This window comes from Luteibacter sp. 1214, assembly GCF_031455395.1.
GTDB classification, from domain to species: Bacteria; Pseudomonadota; Gammaproteobacteria; order Xanthomonadales; family Rhodanobacteraceae; genus Luteibacter; species Luteibacter mycovicinus.
In genome coordinates, this window is the sequence record NZ_JAVDSQ010000004.1 from 202,500 (window position 1) to 217,654 (window position 15,155).

A 15,155-nucleotide genomic window follows, 5' to 3' on the forward strand; every position below is an offset into this window, starting at 1 on the left:
GCCTCCGGTAGGGGAAATTCCTTCACCATACCGGAGGTGTGCGGATACGTCAGCGTGCGGCCTGGGCGGCGTGGTTGCGGATCGCCTCGGCCAGGATCGTGCTCACTTCCTCGGAGGCCTTGCGCGATGCGTCGGCCTGCCTGCGGCCCCATTCGGCCATCGTCTTGCCTTGCAGCGCGCGCTGCTGTCCGATCTGCGCCATCTGCCGCGCGATGGCGGCCTGCTCGCGGCCGATGGCGTCGTTACCGGCCACATAGGCGGCTTCATCGCGCGGACCGGTCGACGTCATCTGTTTCGAGATCAGCTCACTCTGTTTCGCGGTCAGCTTCGCCATCTGCTCGCTGAGCACTTCCTGCTTCCGGTCCAGTCCGGCCTGCTGGTCCGCCATGATCGCGGCCATGTCGGCGGGCTTTGACGGCGCCGCGTAGGCCTGGTGAATGCGTTTCACGTACGCGGGGTCGCGGATCACCCAGGCCTGCCTGCCTTGACGGAACCATACAAAGTCCTTGCCGACATCCCGGTAAGCGGCCTCCGCGCGCTGAAAATCGCTGCTGCTGCCACTGGCGACGTGAATGTCGTTGGAGAAGTAGAAGAAGCCGTCGGTGGGCTCACCATGAACGTCTTCCGACCATACCGCGGGCGCCGGCGGGGCTGGCGGTGCCGGCGGTACCGAGGCCTGAACGGACGCGACGGGTGCCACGGACGCGACAGGTGCCACGGGTGCGACCAGCGACGTGGCGGACATCGGTGCGGGCGCAGCCGCTGGCGCGGGTGTGGCGGCGGGTGCCGGCGCCGGTGGCGTGTGCGGTGGCGGCATGTAGAAGCGCGACGCCGTCGTCTTGCTCTGGTCCGCCGCCACCACGCGCCACGGGAACACACCCACGGCGGCGATCGCGGCGACGAGGCACCAGGTCAGCACACGGGGATGACTATCGTTGGCCTGAGCGAGCATGAGCAGTCTCCTCTTCAGCGAGTGGAAGGTGGGCGAGGCACCGGGCAGCGCGTGATGCGGAGGCGGAGTCACGCCAAGCCGCAGCAGCAGGCGACCGTACGTTTTCGTGATCGTGCCGCCCCGCGATACGACCAGCGCGTCGCACGCGGCTTCACGGCAAAGGGCGTACTCGCGTACGGCGAAGTGAACCACGGGGTGGAAGAAGAACAGGGCGCGGGCGATCGCGGGGATCCAGCCGAGCATCAGATCGCCACGGCGCACGTGCGCGAGTTCGTGCATCAGCGCGAGGTCGAGATCTTCGTCGCTGAGGCGTACCTCGAGCGGCAGGAGGATGGTCGGGTGCCACAGGCCGACGACCTGAGGCGAATCCACTTCGGGCGATACCGCGAGTCGGGGTGACCGGTGAAGGCCCGTCTCGCGGGCGCGACGGGCGCAAAGCGTTTCGATGCGGACGTCGTCGTGAGGCATCGCGCGATGCACCACCCCCGCCAGCCTGCGCCAGCGCAGGCAGGCGACAGCGGCTTGAACCGCGACGGCTAGCAGCCAGATGAACAGCAACGTGGCCGTCCACGAGACGGTGCCATCGCCGGCGGGCATCGTATCCATGGCGCCGGGCAGGGTGAGCGGCGCGATGGTCGTCACGGGCTCGACGGGGGCGATCGTCGCCGCGGGCAACAGCGGGAGGCCGAGCAGCGTCGGCGACACGATGCCTGCGATCAGCTGGGCGCCGAGCAACCACCACAAGGTCGCCTTCGCCGAGGCCGACATCGTGGGAACGAGGCGGCACACGGCGTACACCACGCCGGCCAGCAGCACGGCCTGCACCGAGGCATGGACGAGGCGCGAGAGCAGCGTATCGAAGAGAGCCTCCATGTCAGCGCCCCTTCCGTCGCGACTGCAGGGTATCGACGAGCGCTTCGAGTTCCGCCAGTTCGCTGTCGCTGACCTGGCCGCGTTCGGACATCCAGGCGACGAAGGGCGACACCGAACCCTGCAGCGTCTTCTCGACGAAGCGGGCCACGGCGCCGGTCATCACTTCTCCGCTGCCGTTGGTCACGCTGTAACGGTACATGCCGTCGACGTGCCGGCGCGTGAGATATCCCTTCGCACGCAGGCGTTCCATCATCGTCAGCACCGTGGAGCGAGCCAGGCCACGGCTCTCCCCGAAGGCGGCACACACCTCCGCCACCGACGATTTCGGTGTTTCCTCGATGTGCTGGAGAAGGGCGAGTTCCTGATCGCCCACGGTCTTGTTGCGCATGCCGTCGCTCCTGACTACAGATGTAATCAGCCTGCGCCTGACGACACGTGTAGTCAAGCATGACCTTCGGCACGGACCCATGAAAAAAGCCTCCGCCGGTAGGGCGGAGGCTTTCGGGTACCTCGTCGGTCGCGAAGGCGAGGGCCTCCGCGAGAGATCAGGCGGCCGCGTCCTTGAGCTTCTTGAGCGGACGGACCTTGACCTTGACCGAGGCGGGCTTGGCGGCGAACCAGCGCTCTTCACCCGTGAACGGGTCCTTACCCTTGCGCTTCGGCTTGGCCGCAACGGCGACGGAGGTGATCTTCAGCAGGCCGGGCAGCGTGAACGTGCCAGCGCCCTTCTTGTGAACCGAGGCGTTGATCGCGCCTTCGAGCGAGGCCAGAACAGCCTTGACGCTCTTGCTGTCGACGCCGCTCTGCTCGACGATGTGCGAGACGAGCGTGGACTTCGAAAGCGGATCCTTGATCGGCTTGAGAGCAGCCGGGGCCTTAGCAGCCTTCACGGCGGCCTTGGCGGGAGCCTTGGCAGCCTTCTTCGCCGCCGTTTTTTTGGTCGTGGCCATGGTTATCCTTGTCACTTGAATCGAATGAGGCGGCCTTTCCGGCCGGTGCCCAGCGGGCGACTCACTCTAGCGTTGCTTTCGTCCGCTGAAAATAGGGTCCGCGAAGTTTTTTTGCATTTCGAGCCCTTTTTTTCAGGTTCCGTGTGACGCAGTGCGGAAAATCCCCCGTCAGGAGGATGTCTCCGCCATGCCTGCAAGAACCTTGTCCAGCGTCAGCGGATAGTCGCGGATGCGCACGCCGCACGCGTTGTAAACCGCATTGGCGATGCAAGCGCCCGCTCCCGAGATACCCACTTCGCCGAGCCCCTTGATCTTCAGGGGATTCGCCTTGTCATCCAGTTCAGGCAGGAAGATCGCCTCCATCGGGCCGATGTCCGCGTTGACCGGCACGTGGTATTCCGCGAGATCGTGATTGACGAAAGCGCCGTGACGCGGATCGAGCACGATCTCCTCGGACAGTGCGGAGCCGACGCCGAAGATCATGCCCCCCAATGCCTGTGACCGCGCGGTTTTCGCATTCAGTATGCGGCCGGCGGCAAACACGCCGAGCATGCGGCGCAGGCGGATCTCGCCCGTATCCATGTCGACGCCCACTTCGGCGAAGAAGGCGCCGTACGAGTTCTGGTTGTACTTCTTGTTGTTGCTGCCGGGCTCGATGCCGCCATCGGCGGACAGGCCGTCGACGCCCGCAATGGCCGAGTAGCTCACGCGCTTGTCGCCATGGGAGACGTGTCCGTCTTCGAAGCGTGCATGCGCGGGATCGATGCCTGCCGACTGGCAAAGCCGGGTGCGGAGCTGCATGCACGCGTCATACAGACCTGACCCGGCGCTGGCGGCGCCGAATGAACCGCCTGACCCGGGCGTCTCGGGAAAATCCGAGTCGCCGAGCAAAATGGTGACGCGCTCCATCGGCAAGCCGAGCAGGTCCGCGGCGATCTGCGTGAATACCGTATATGAGCCCGTGCCGATATCCGTCATGGCCATCCGGGCGGTGAGCTGACCGGTGCCATCCAGATGGACGTGCGCTTTCGACGCCTGAAGCATGTTTCCGCGTACGGCGGACGACATGCCCATGCCGATCAGCCAGCGTCCGTCACGGACCTGCCCGGGTTTGGCGATGCGTTTATCCCAGCCGAAGCGACGTGCGCCTTCACGCATGCATTCGACGACCTGGCGGGACGAAAACGGAACGCCGAGTTCGGGATCCACGGCGGGCTCATTGCGAACGCGCAGTTCGATCGGGTCGATGTCCAGCGAGACAGCCAGCTCATCCATGGCGCCTTCGAGCGCGAGGAGGCCGACCGCCTCGCCCGGCGCGCGCATCGAAATGGCGGGCGGCAGGTCGAGATCGACATGGCGATGCGTATTCCTCCGGTGCTCGCCCGCATAGCGGGAACGCGTGCCGAGCACCGTCGGTTCGAATTCATCGTTGCCGGGCTCGTTACCCGACCACGCTTCATGCGCCTCGGCGAGGATATGGCCCTGTGCATCCGTGCCCAGGCGAACGCGCTGCACGGTGTTGGTACGGTGCCCCACGATGTGAAAGAGCTGCTGGCGGGTGAGGGCAAGCTTAACCTTGCGGCCCGTGGCCCTGGCGGCCAGCGCGGCCAGCACGGCGTCGGGCTGTACATCGAGCTTGCTACCGAAGCCGCCACCGATATACGCCGAGAGAAGCCTGACCTTTTCGGGCTCGATACCGAGCGTGGCCGCGAGCGCCTTGCGCCCCGGCGTAGGCATCTGGTTCGACGTCTGGACCACCAGCCGGTCGCCGTCCCAGCTGGCGATCGTGGCGTGCGGCTCCATCGCGGCATGGAACTGAAACGGCGTGGTGTACGTCACGTCCAGCTGGTGAGGCGACTTGGCGTAGGCGGCGTCGAAGTCGCCCTTGCTGGTATCGGCTTTCGCGAAGGACAGATCCTCCGGCTTGCGCGCACCGTCGATACCGGCCGCTAGATCGAAGCGTCCAGGCTTTCCGTCGTATTCCGGCCGGATCAGTCCGGCGGCATGGCGTGCCTGTTCATAAGACTTTGCAACGACCAGCGCGACGGGCTGGCCGTAATGCCTGATCTCATCGCCGACGAGCTGAGGAATGGCATCGTCCGACGACGTGTCCTGCGGCGGTACGTTCTTCGCGGTGACCACGTGGATGACGCCCGGCGCACGCTCGGCCGCCGACGTATCCATCCGGATAACGCGTCCGAGCGCGATCGTCGCGAGCACGGGGAACGCGTACGCCACATCGCCGACGCCACCGTGTTCCGCGGCGTACGCAGCCTTGCCCTGAACCTTCAGCGGACCATCCACGCGGTCGACCGGCTTGCCGGTGAAGCCGCCCGGGTTATCGTCCAGCGGCGTGTGCCCCACCACCGTGTCCATGCGAATCGTCATGCGTCGGTCCTCCCGCTGGCTTCGACCAGCACCGCACCCAGGGTGCGGCGGGCAAGCACTGGTTTGAAATCGTTGTGTCCCTGACCACGCGCATCGGCCAGCGCGTTCTCCGCGAGGGTGCGCAGCGACACTTCGTCGCTGCCGACACCCGCGGCGGCGCGCTCGAGCTCATCGTCGCGCCATGGCATGGGGCCGACGCCGCCAAAGGCGATGCGAGCGTCGGCAATCCGGCCATCCTCGAAATTCACGATGGCCGCTACCGAGATCAGTGCGAACGCGTACGACGCGCGATCGCGCACCTTGCGATACACCTGCCGTCCCGGCGGCGGAGGGGGCAGGGTGACGTGCGTGATCAGCTCACCGTCCGCTAGCACGTTTTCCACCTGAGGCGTGTCGCCGGGCAGGCGATAGAACTCGCCGATCGGAATTTCACGCACATTGCCATCGGCGGCTACCGTGTGAATCACGGCGTCCAGCACGCGCATCGCCACCGCCATATCGGACGGATGGGTCGCGATGCATGAGTCACTCGCGCCGACGATGGCGTGGATGCGGTTGTACCCGCCGATAGCTGCGCAGCCGCTGCCGGGATGGCGCTTGTTGCACGGCATGGCGGTGTCATAGAAGTAGTAGCAGCGGGTACGTTGCAGCAGATTGCCGCCCGTCGTGGCCTTGTTGCGCAGCTGCCCCGACGCACCGGCGAGCAAGGCACGCGACAGGACGGGATAGCGTTCGCGCACGCGGGGATCGGCGGCCAGGTCGCTGTTGCGCACCAGCGTGCCGATGCGCAGGCCGCCGTCCGCGGTTTCTTCGATAGCGTCGAGACCGAGACGGTTGATGTCGATCAGATGTTCGGGCGTCTCCACTTCCAGCTTCATCAGATCGAGCAGGTTCGTGCCGCCGGCGATGAAGCGCGTGCGGCGATGGGCCGCCGCGGACGAGGCGGCATCGGTCGGCGTGGTCGCGCGTGCGTAGGTGAACTGTTTCATGCGTCGGTCTCCGCGGCGTCGGCAATTGCGGCGACGATGTTGGGATACGCACTGCAGCGACAGAGGTTGCCGCTCATGCGTTCACGAATCTCCTCGTCGGTCAGCGTCGGCGAGCCGGCGACGTCCGTGGTGACCACGCTGGGCCATCCGGCGCGCACTTCCTCGAGCATGCCGGTGGCGGAGCAGAGCTGTCCCGGCGTGCAATAGCCGCACTGGAACCCATCGTGCCGGACGAAGGCAGCCTGCAGCGGACTAAGCACATCGCCCGTGGCCAGGCCTTCGACGGTGGTGATCGAGTCGCCGTCGTGCATCACCGCCAGGGTCAGGCAGGCATTGATCCGACGGCCTTCGACCAGCACCGTGCACGCGCCGCACTGGCCGTGATCGCAGCCCTTCTTCGAGCCGGTGAGTCCGAGATGTTCGCGCAGCGCATCGAGGAGGGTCACCCTGGGGTCGAGGTCGAGCACGTGAGTCGTGCCATTGATCCGCAGGTGGGCCTGGACCGTGTCGATACCGTCGACGCGTTCGGAAGTGTGGTTCATGACGCCGCTGGCTTCTGCGCCGTGGCGCGCCGCGTCGATGGACGAGGTGTTGGTCTTCGGCTGCATGCCGCTGTCTCCGTGGGTGGGCGACGAATATGCGTCGCTGCCTGGGTGAAGCCACGGTTTTATCGCTCGTGCCGTGAACGGCGCGCGGCGGAACGCGCCGTTGGGGTTCCCATGCTCTTTACATGTCGACGCGGTCAGTCGCGATCGAGAAGCCCGGCAGCGATGGCGCGTGCGACATCGTCTTCGGTATCTACGTCGAGAGCGAGTGCGTCGGCGCGGATCGCGAGCGGCGCCTCATCCGACCAAAGGGCGCGAAAACCGGTGTCGCCGCGGAGGTGCGTGGCGCGCGCCAGCGTGGCCGCACGCAGCACGGCGGGTACGCCCAGGGTCTCGCCGTACGCGGTTACCGTATCGCGCGCGCCGTCGTGTGCGGCGAGCAGCCTGACGAGATGTGCTTCGTCGAGCGCCAGCTGATCCACGACCACGACGAGCACCGGGTCGTGGCGTCCGGCGAGCGCATCGGCCGCCAGTCGGAGTGACGATGCCATGCCCGTGGCCCAGTCCGGATTGAACACCGCCATGGCGCCGTTCAGCTGGCCGCACAGGCGTTCGGCATAAGCGCCGAGCACGGCGATCGTCTTGCCCGGGCCGGTGGCATCGACCAGACGCGATACGCGGGCGATGAGGCTTTCGCCGTCGAGGGTCAGAAGCTGTTTCGGTCGCCCCAGCCGCTGGCTGCCGCCCGCTGCCAGGATGACGGCATCGTGGCCGCCGATCACGATGCCCGCGCGCGATCGCGCTGGCAGACCTGAGCGAGGATGGACAGGGCGATGCCGTGCGGGGTTTGTGCGCCGATGGGCAGGCCCGCGGGAAGATGCAGCCGGGTCAGATCGTCGTCGTCCACACCATCGTCCTTCAGTCGTTCGACGCGGGTGCCGATCTTGTTGCGGCTGCCAAGGACACCGACGGCGAACGCCGGGGAGCGCAGCGCATGCGTGGCGACCGCGTGGTCGATCTCGGCGTCGTGGCTGAGCGAGTACACCGCGGTGCGTTCGTCGAGGACGAGCTCGCCCAGCGACACCGCCAGGCTGCGCGAGTCGTAGCCGGTCAACGCGATGCCGGGCGGCGGTTCGGCCGGCCCATGCGGCCGCAACAGGACGACTTCCACGCCCATCGTCGGCGCAAGCTGCGCGACGGCGAGCGTCACCGGGTCGCCGCCGACGGCGACGAGGCGCAGGGGCGGCATATGGACGCAGGCGTAATGACGATCGTCGGGCGCAATGTGGCCTTCCACGATTTTCCACGCGCCGCTGTCGCGGTCCGTCATCACCGTCACGGTACGCCGCTCGCGGCGGGCGATGCCCAGCGTGTTGGCGTAAGCCGACGGTTCGCGCAGCTCCCGGACGAAGATGCCGATGCGCCCGCCGCAGGTAAGCTGGATGTCCAGGACCGGACTGCCGACACCGTAATCCAGCAGGCGCGGGCGCCCGTCGGCCAACACCATCGCGGCCTCGCTGGCGACGGCGGCCTCGACGCATCCACCGGAAACATAGCCCGCGACGCGCCCGTCCGCAGCGATCAGCATTTCGCTATATAGCGGCCGCGGGGATGGGCCGTCGGTGAAGACCAGCGTCGCGAGGGCGACACGGCCGGCATGGGCGAAGTCGCGCAGGGAAGGCAGCAGGTCGGCGATCAGGGCGTAGTCGGGCCAGGCTGGCCAGACCGGCGCGGCGGATGGGTTCAAGGCGTTCATCGCGGAAGTCTGGCACGATTGCGTGTGAAGGGCCCGGCGCGGCCGCATACGTCCCGCTTACGCCCATTGTGCTTTCCTGAGCCGATATGTCCCCACTCATCGATCGTCACGGCCGTACCAAACGCAAGCTGCGGATCTCGCTGACCGACCGCTGCAATTTCCGCTGCACTTACTGTATGCCCGAGCACCCCGACTGGTTGCCCCGAAGCAGCCTGCTCGACCGGGGCGAGGTGGTGCGCCTTGCGGGATTGTTCGTCGACAGCGGCATCGATCAGATCCGTCTGACCGGCGGTGAACCGCTGTTGCGCCGCGACCTGCTCGAGTGTGTCCGGGAGATCGGCGCCCTGCGCGAACGCGGCCTGCGCCGCCTGTCGATGACCACGAACGCCTCGCGCATCGCACCGAAGGCGCGTGAACTCGTGGCCGCCGGCATCGACGATTTCAACGTGAGCCTGGATGCCATCGACCCGGACACGTTCCGTCGGCTTACCCTGCGAGAGATCGCACCGGTGCTGGACGGTATCGACGCACTGACCGACGCCGGCGCCAACATCAAGCTCAACGCGGTCGTCATCCGCGGAGACAACGAAAAGGACATCGTGCCGCTGCTGGAGTGGGCGATGGCTCGCGGCATTCCCTTGCGGTACATCGAATACATGCCGCTGGATGCACCGGGACACTGGAAACGCGATGCCGTGGTGTCCGAGGCGGACATGCTGGCCGCGATCGGCGTCAGCCATCGTGTCGACCACCAGCCCCGGAGCAGCGATCCGGCGACACCGTACCTTGTCGACGGGCATTACCCGTTAGGCATCATCTCCACCGTTTCCAACCCCTTCTGCTCCACCTGCGATCGCCTGCGCCTCACGGCGACGGGCGAGCTGTTCACCTGCCTGTTCTCGCCGCTCGGTACACCGCTGGGTGCGCGCATGCGCGAAGGCGTCACTGACGAAGTTCTGGGTGAGCAGGTGCGCCGCGCCGTCTGGCTCAAGGATGCGGGCTACGCCGCACGGCCGGGGCCCGTGGACCGGCCGGTGACCATGCATGCGATGGGTGGATAAGTAAGTCATTTTTTCGGATCTGTCATGAAACAAGTCGTTTTCGAACTCTTCGCCAACCTCGAGCGTCTGGCCGGCCAGCATGAGTGCGTCATCGAGGTCACCGACGATGTCGGCACGGTGGGCGACGCGGTGGCGCGCCTGGCATCGGCGCGTCCCGAGCTTGCGGGACCGCTGGATCGCTGCGCCTGCGTGTCTGGCGACACCATCGTCCGCCGTGCGGACGCCTTGCCGGCCGATGGCCGGATCGCCCTGTTGCCGCCGGTCGCGGGAGGCTGAGTCATGAACCGTGACGTTCTCTCGCATCTTCCCGTGGCGGTCGAACCCTTGCTCGAACTCGAGGCGCACCCCGAATGCGGTGGCCTCGCGCTGTTCGTCGGGACGGTCCGCGATCACCACGAAGGCCGTTCCGTCAGGCACCTGGCGTATACCGCGCACGAGCCGCTCGCCGCGAAGATCATCCGTGAGGTGGAGCAGGCGACCCGCGAGCGCTACGGCGTGCCGTATGTGCGGATCGTCCACCGGCTCGGCGATCTGTCCATAGGCGATATCGCCATCGTCTGCGTCGTGCGGGCCCCTCATCGCGCTGAAGCCTTCGACGCGTGCCGCTATGCGGTCGATGCGGTAAAGCATGGCGCGCCCATCTGGAAAGAAGAGTTCTACACGGACGGAAGCAGTGCTTTCGTGGAAGGTTGTTGCATCCGCGACGACCTCGACGAAGAGGCGCGCCGTTCGCATCACCACCATTCGCATACGAGCCACGGATGAAAGACGTCAGCCAGAAACCCGACTCCCTGCGTATCGCGCGCGCCACCGCCACGCTTCACGCGCCGGCGGCATGTATCGACCTGTTGCGCACGGGCGAAACCGAGAAAGGCGACCCGCTGAAAACCGCGCGGGTCGCCGGTATCCTGGCCGCGAAGCGCACGGATGAACTGATTCCGCTGTGCCACCCGCTGCCGATCCATCGCGCGGACGTGCACTACGAACTGTCGGACACCAGTGTCCGCATCGTGGCCGAGGTGCAGACCATCGGCCCGACCGGTGTCGAGATGGAAGCGCTGACCGCGGCCAGCCTGGCCGCCCTGACCATCTACGACATGCTCAAGCCTTACGCGGAGCCCGAAGAGCTGCACATCGAGGATTGCCGGCTCGAGCGCAAGGTCGGCGGCAAGTCGCATTACCGCCGCGCGCTGCTGACGTCCCGCAGCGCCGCCGTTGTCGTGCTTTCCGACACGGTGGCCAGCGGCGCGAAGGCGGACACGGCTGGCGCCTACGTGCGCGACGCCCTGATCCGCGCGAACTTCGATCCGGTGGAATACGCGGTCATCGCCGACGACGCGGCCGTGCTGGGCGATCTGCTGCGTTCGCTGGTCGCCGCCGGCACGGCGCTGGTGGTCACCGTCGGTGGCACCGGCCTGAGTCCGCGCGATATCACGGTGGACACCGTCAAGCCGATGCTCGATATCGAGATCCCCGGCATCATGGAAACGGCGCGAGCCTTTGGCCAGCAACGCATGCCGTTCGCCATGCTGTCGCGCGGCGTCGCGGGTTACGTCGGTGAATCGCTGGTGCTGACCTTCCCGGGCAGTCGGGGTGGTGCCAGCGAGTCGCTGGCGGCGACCTTACCCGGCATCGTGCACCTCCTCGAAACCGGCCGTACCGGCGGAAAGCACGCAGGCGGTTACGGGGAGCCGCACTGATGGCGCTCCTTCCTCTTGGGGAAACCTTCGAGCACTACCGTCGGCACGTGGAGCGACTCCCGACGCATCATGTCGCACTCGAACTCGCGCTGGGCGCGGTGCTTGCGGAGTCCGCCATCGCGCGCATCGCCCTGCCTCGCTTCACGCAGAGTGCGGTGGACGGCTACGCGTTGCGCACCGTCGACGGGCAGGCTGAGCGTTCACTGGTCGGCACCTCGGCCGCGGGCGATCCCGCCGATGTCGTCGTCGGGTCGGGTCAGGCCGTCCGCATCCTTACCGGAGGCGTGCTCCCGCAAGGCGCCGACGCCGTGGCGCGGCAGGAGATCGTCCAGCGTACCGGCTCCGGCATCGCACTCACGGAGGCGGTGCGCGTGGGTGAGGCCATTCGCCACGAGGGTGAGGAACTCGCGGCGGGTGCGACCATCGCCGAGGCGGGGCAGCGTGTCACCGCTGGCCTCATCGCGGCACTGGCCATGGCCGGCGTGGAGACGGTGGAGGTCTATCGTCGCCCTCGCGTCGCCGTCCTGGTGACGGGCGATGAAGTGGTGCGCGCCGGCGAGCCGCTCGGCCCTGGCCTGGTGTATGACGCGAACGGTCCGTTGCTTCGTGCGTGGTTCGTCGAGCACGGGTACGGTGAGCCGGTGGTCGCTTACGTGCGCGACGACGAGGCGGCGCTGGAAGAAGCCATGAGTGCCGCACTGGACAGCGCCGATCTCGTGGTGACCAGCGGTGGTGTCTCCGTCGGCGACCGCGACTTCGTACCAGCGGTGGCCGACCGTCTGGGGGTGCGCAAGGTGTTCTGGAAGGTCGCGCAGAAGCCCGGTAAGCCGCTGTGGTTCGGCACGCGTGAGGGAAGAGCGCTGTTGGGTATGCCGGGCAATCCAGCGGCCGTGCTGGTGTGCCTGTCGGTGCATGCACGCGCCGTGCTGGCGCAACTCGAGGGCGAGGCCGTCGATCAGCCGGCGTGGCGGCAGGGTCGGCTCGGGGCGCCTGTCGAGGCCGATGCGGAGCGCGATCGACTCGTCCGGATGCGTCTGGACATGAGCGACGGTGTGGCGTCGCTCGACGTGTTGCCGCGTCAGGAATCGCACATGCTCAGCAATCTGGCGTCCGCGCACGCGCTGGTCTGGTTGCCGTCACGCTCCGAGGCGTTCGCCGCGGGCGAGCGCGTGGCGTGGATCCCGTTGTGACCTGATGCGACAAGGGCCCGGTATGACCGGGCCCTTCGTTCTTACCAGGCCTTCACGTCCGACACGACGACCGTGTAGTCGGTCATGTCCGGCGAGTAGCGGAAGAGGCGGCCGAGGTCGAAATCGACGCTCTTGCCCGGTTCGATATTGGACGTGCCTGCCGGCCAGCCCTGCTTGCTGGCGACGACCTTGCCCGAGGCATCCTTCGCGTCGATGCGGATCTGCGCGGCGGCGGCTTCGGCGCACTTGTTGACCAGGTTGCCCTTCATGCTGAAGCGCGGCTGGCCCGAACCCTGCTGGAGCTTGACGCCGAAACCTTCGACGGCGAAGTCCTTGGCGGCACAGGCGGCGTGGGCGGACAACGGGGCTGCGACGAACAGCGCGACGGCGATGGCGATCTTCTTCATGGGTGACATTACCTGTCGATAGGGGAAAGGCTGCGCCGCTCGTGAGAGAGGGCGTTAGCTGACGTATCGGCAGGTCGCAGGGGGACTTTAGGCGAAATATGACAGGGTTTTTTTTTGGCTCGGCTTGCGCCATCGCGTTTGGCTTTGTCGCGGTGTGTCGTGTCGTGTTGGAGAGACGGCGGGGGTGACCCTCGCGGCCACGCCTGCGGCGACCCCTCAAGGAAGGGCCGTTTTCGGGGAGGCAGGGACAGCCGACTCGAAAACCCCCAGTCGGAGCCCGACCCGGCCGAAGGCCATTGATACACGGCCGCGGTAGCGGCCTTTCCTTATGGGGTCGCCGCAGGCGTGGACGCGAGGGTGGCACCCGCCGGCTCTTCAACGCGACATCACACGCCGCGGCAAGCCAAAGGCGATGGCGAAGCCGAGCCCGGCAACCTACCCGGCAACAGCGAACAAATCAGCGATCGGCTGGACCTCAGGCTCGAACCACCGCTTCACCGGCGCAAAACTGCGGCGATGGGCATCGCACGGCCCCAGACGGGAAAGCGCATCGAGATGCTCGGGTACGCCGTAACCCTTGTGCTTCGCAAAGCCATAGCCAGGATGCATCGCATCCAGCGCATGCATGTGCCGGTCGCGGCTGACCTTGGCCAGGATCGAGGCGGCGCTGATCGCCGGCTCGGTGGCGTCGCCGCCGATGACCGCGCGGCCTTCGCAGGGCAGGGTGCGCGGCAGGCGGTTGCCGTCGATCAGCGCGATGTGGGGAGTGTGCGACAAGCCCATCAGGGAACGCGTCATGCCGACCATCGTCGCCTGGAAAATGTTGATCCGGTCGATCTCCTCGCGCTCGACGAAGATTACGGACCAGGCGATCGCGCGTTCGATGATGCGGCCGTAGAGCTTCTCGCGGACATCCTCGTTCAGCTGCTTGGAGTCGTTGAGGCCACGGATCGGGCGGGCCGGATCCAGGATGACGGCGGATACGACGACCGGCCCGGCCAGCGGGCCGCGGCCGGCCTCGTCCACGCCCGCAACGACGAGGTCGCGGGCGAGCTGGGAGCTGACATTGCGCTTACGGGGCATGATGCGAAGCCTAGTGTCCGGCGCTGGCCGTCGGCAAGTCCGGTACCGCGATCAGGTCGGCGATGGCGTCCGCCGCGTGATCGGCGGCGCGGCCTTCCAGGCCGCCGCGCAGTTCCTGGTGCAGGAACTCGAAGGCGGCAACGATGGCGCCGCGGCGTTCGCTGTCGCCGAGGAGTTCCAGCGTCGCGCGGGAGAGGTTGTCGGGGGTGCACTCATCCTGCATGAACTCGGGGACCAGCAGGCGTTTGCCGAGGCCACAGGCTCGCGCGAGGATGTTGGGCAGGCTGTAGACGTCCGTTTTCAGCATGCGCAGTGCGACGGCGATCCGGTAGCTGGTGGGCGAGACGCGGTAGCCGACCACCATCGGGCGTTTTGCCAGCATCGCTTCGAGCGTGGCCGTGCCGGAGGCCAGCAGGACCGCGTCCGCGGCCAGCATGACGTCGTGTGCCTGGCCATTGGTGAGTATCGGTGAGGTACCCGGGAAGTTCGCGAGCAGGGCTTGCAGCTGCGCGTGGACGCGCTCGTTGGCCGACGGCACGACGATCCGCACGGCTGGCATGGCTTCGGCGACACGGCGCGCGGCGGCGATGAAGATCGCGCCGACACGTTCGATTTCGCTGGGTCGACTTCCCGGAAGTACGGCAAGCACCGGGGCGTCGTGTGGCAGACCCAGCGTCTCGCGGGCAGCGGCACGGTCGGAGACCATCGGGAAGCGATCGGCCAGCGGATGGCCCACGAAACGCGCGTCGATGCCATGCTTCGCGTAGATCGGCGGCTCCATGGGGAACAGGCAGAGCACGCGGTCGGCGGAGCGACCGATTTTCTCGGCACGCTTTTCGCGCCAGGCCCAGACCGAAGGGCTGACGTAATGCACGGTGCGCAGACCGGCCGCCTTGAGCTTGCGCTCCACCCCAAGATTGAAGTCCGGCGCGTCGATGCCGACGACGACAGCGGGACGCAGGGAAAGGAGTTTACCGAGCAGCGCCTTGCGGAGGCCGAGCAGGCGGGGCAGGTGTTTCACTACCTCGGCAAAGCCCATGACGGAGAGTTCGCGGATGTCGTACCAGGACTCGAAACCCTGGGCGAGCATGCGCCGGCCGCCGATGCCGACGAAGCGGGCACCGGGATAGCGCGTACGAAGCGCCTCGATGAGCTCGGCACCGAGCTGGTCGCCGGAGTCTTCGCCCGCGATGAGCGCGATGACCGGGGCGTCGGTGGAGGAGGGGGTGTGCTGCATGGTGTACGGGTCTCCCTCGACCGG

Annotated in this window: 16 protein-coding genes; 5 read left to right on the forward strand and 11 right to left on the reverse strand. The window is 67.0% G+C overall.

The genetic code is table 11. The features are described 5' to 3' along the window. Positions 1 to 49: 49 nt before the first annotated feature. From J2X57_RS11795 to J2X57_RS11830, 8 genes are all read right to left on the reverse strand, one after another. Positions 50 to 1,825 carry a M56 family metallopeptidase gene (locus J2X57_RS11795; RefSeq protein WP_309867247.1) on the reverse strand — a complete coding sequence of 592 codons (1,776 nt, stop codon included), beginning with the start codon at positions 1,823 to 1,825 and terminating at the stop codon, positions 50 to 52. 1 nt (position 1,826) lies between these two features. Continuing rightward, positions 1,827 to 2,213, reverse strand: coding sequence for a BlaI/MecI/CopY family transcriptional regulator (locus J2X57_RS11800; protein ID WP_036111013.1), 387 nt, complete (start codon positions 2,211 to 2,213; stop codon positions 1,827 to 1,829). 157 nt (positions 2,214 to 2,370) lie between these two features. Beyond that, positions 2,371 to 2,775: an HU family DNA-binding protein gene (locus J2X57_RS11805; protein ID WP_036111016.1), complete on the reverse strand. Its 405-nt coding sequence runs from the start codon at positions 2,773 to 2,775 to the stop codon at positions 2,371 to 2,373. A 168-nt stretch (positions 2,776 to 2,943) separates the two neighbouring features. After that, positions 2,944 to 5,151 (reverse strand): xanthine dehydrogenase family protein molybdopterin-binding subunit, encoded by a 2,208-nt coding sequence (locus J2X57_RS11810; RefSeq protein ID WP_309867527.1) that lies wholly within the window; start codon positions 5,149 to 5,151, stop codon positions 2,944 to 2,946. 8 nt (positions 5,152 to 5,159) lie between these two features. Continuing rightward, complete coding sequence (locus J2X57_RS11815; RefSeq protein WP_036111019.1) at positions 5,160 to 6,152, reverse strand: xanthine dehydrogenase family protein subunit M; 993 nt, start codon at positions 6,150 to 6,152, stop codon at positions 5,160 to 5,162. Next, positions 6,149 to 6,760, reverse strand: a complete 612-nt coding sequence (locus J2X57_RS11820; protein WP_090352553.1) for a 2Fe-2S iron-sulfur cluster-binding protein — start codon at positions 6,758 to 6,760, stop codon at positions 6,149 to 6,151. Before J2X57_RS11820 ends, J2X57_RS11815 begins: the two co-directional genes overlap by 4 nt. Positions 6,761 to 6,894: 134 nt before the next feature. After that, positions 6,895 to 7,479 (reverse strand): nucleotidyltransferase family protein, encoded by a 585-nt coding sequence (locus tag J2X57_RS11825; RefSeq protein ID WP_309867258.1) that lies wholly within the window; start codon positions 7,477 to 7,479, stop codon positions 6,895 to 6,897. Next, entirely contained in the window at positions 7,476 to 8,453 is a 978-nt protein-coding gene (locus J2X57_RS11830) for an XdhC family protein (protein WP_309867261.1), read from the reverse strand. Before J2X57_RS11830 ends, J2X57_RS11825 begins: the two co-directional genes overlap by 4 nt. An 86-nt stretch (positions 8,454 to 8,539) precedes the next feature. On the opposite strand from J2X57_RS11830, the gene moaA reads away from it, so the two are divergent. Genes moaA through J2X57_RS11855 form a run of 5 tightly spaced genes read left to right on the forward strand, consistent with a single transcriptional unit; the run spans position 8,540 to position 12,404 of the window. Continuing rightward, positions 8,540 to 9,514 carry a GTP 3',8-cyclase MoaA gene (moaA, locus tag J2X57_RS11835; RefSeq protein WP_043695409.1) on the forward strand — a complete coding sequence of 325 codons (975 nt, stop codon included), beginning with the start codon at positions 8,540 to 8,542 and terminating at the stop codon, positions 9,512 to 9,514. Positions 9,515 to 9,538: 24 nt separating this feature from the next. Next, complete coding sequence (locus J2X57_RS11840) at positions 9,539 to 9,790, forward strand: MoaD/ThiS family protein (protein ID WP_036111031.1); 252 nt, start codon at positions 9,539 to 9,541, stop codon at positions 9,788 to 9,790. Between the two features lie 3 nt (positions 9,791 to 9,793). Beyond that, entirely contained in the window at positions 9,794 to 10,279 is a 486-nt protein-coding gene (locus J2X57_RS11845) for a molybdenum cofactor biosynthesis protein MoaE (RefSeq protein ID WP_309867266.1), read from the forward strand. After that, on the forward strand, positions 10,276 to 11,214 hold the full coding sequence (gene moaCB, locus J2X57_RS11850; protein WP_036111034.1) for a bifunctional molybdenum cofactor biosynthesis protein MoaC/MoaB: 939 nt from the start codon (positions 10,276 to 10,278) through the stop codon (positions 11,212 to 11,214). Before J2X57_RS11845 ends, moaCB begins: the two co-directional genes overlap by 4 nt. Next, positions 11,214 to 12,404, forward strand: coding sequence for a molybdopterin molybdotransferase MoeA (locus J2X57_RS11855; RefSeq protein ID WP_309867270.1), 1,191 nt, complete (start codon positions 11,214 to 11,216; stop codon positions 12,402 to 12,404). The genes moaCB and J2X57_RS11855 overlap by 1 nt, the downstream gene beginning before the upstream one ends. 41 nt (positions 12,405 to 12,445) lie before the next feature. Here the strand turns inward: J2X57_RS11855 and J2X57_RS11860 are convergent, their stop codons facing one another. The 3 genes from J2X57_RS11860 to lpxB all read right to left on the reverse strand — a co-directional run bounded on the left by J2X57_RS11860 (position 12,446) and on the right by lpxB (position 15,131). Beyond that, the gene (locus J2X57_RS11860; RefSeq protein WP_036111039.1) at positions 12,446 to 12,811 is read right to left on the reverse strand and encodes a hypothetical protein; all 366 of its coding nucleotides are present in this window, start codon (positions 12,809 to 12,811) and stop codon (positions 12,446 to 12,448) included. Positions 12,812 to 13,246: 435 nt separating this feature from the next. Beyond that, positions 13,247 to 13,894 (reverse strand): ribonuclease HII, encoded by a 648-nt coding sequence (gene rnhB, locus J2X57_RS11865; protein ID WP_051943363.1) that lies wholly within the window; start codon positions 13,892 to 13,894, stop codon positions 13,247 to 13,249. Between the two features lie 10 nt (positions 13,895 to 13,904). Continuing rightward, entirely contained in the window at positions 13,905 to 15,131 is a 1,227-nt protein-coding gene (gene lpxB / locus J2X57_RS11870; protein ID WP_309867276.1) for a lipid-A-disaccharide synthase, read from the reverse strand. Positions 15,132 to 15,155: the final 24 nt, after the last annotated feature.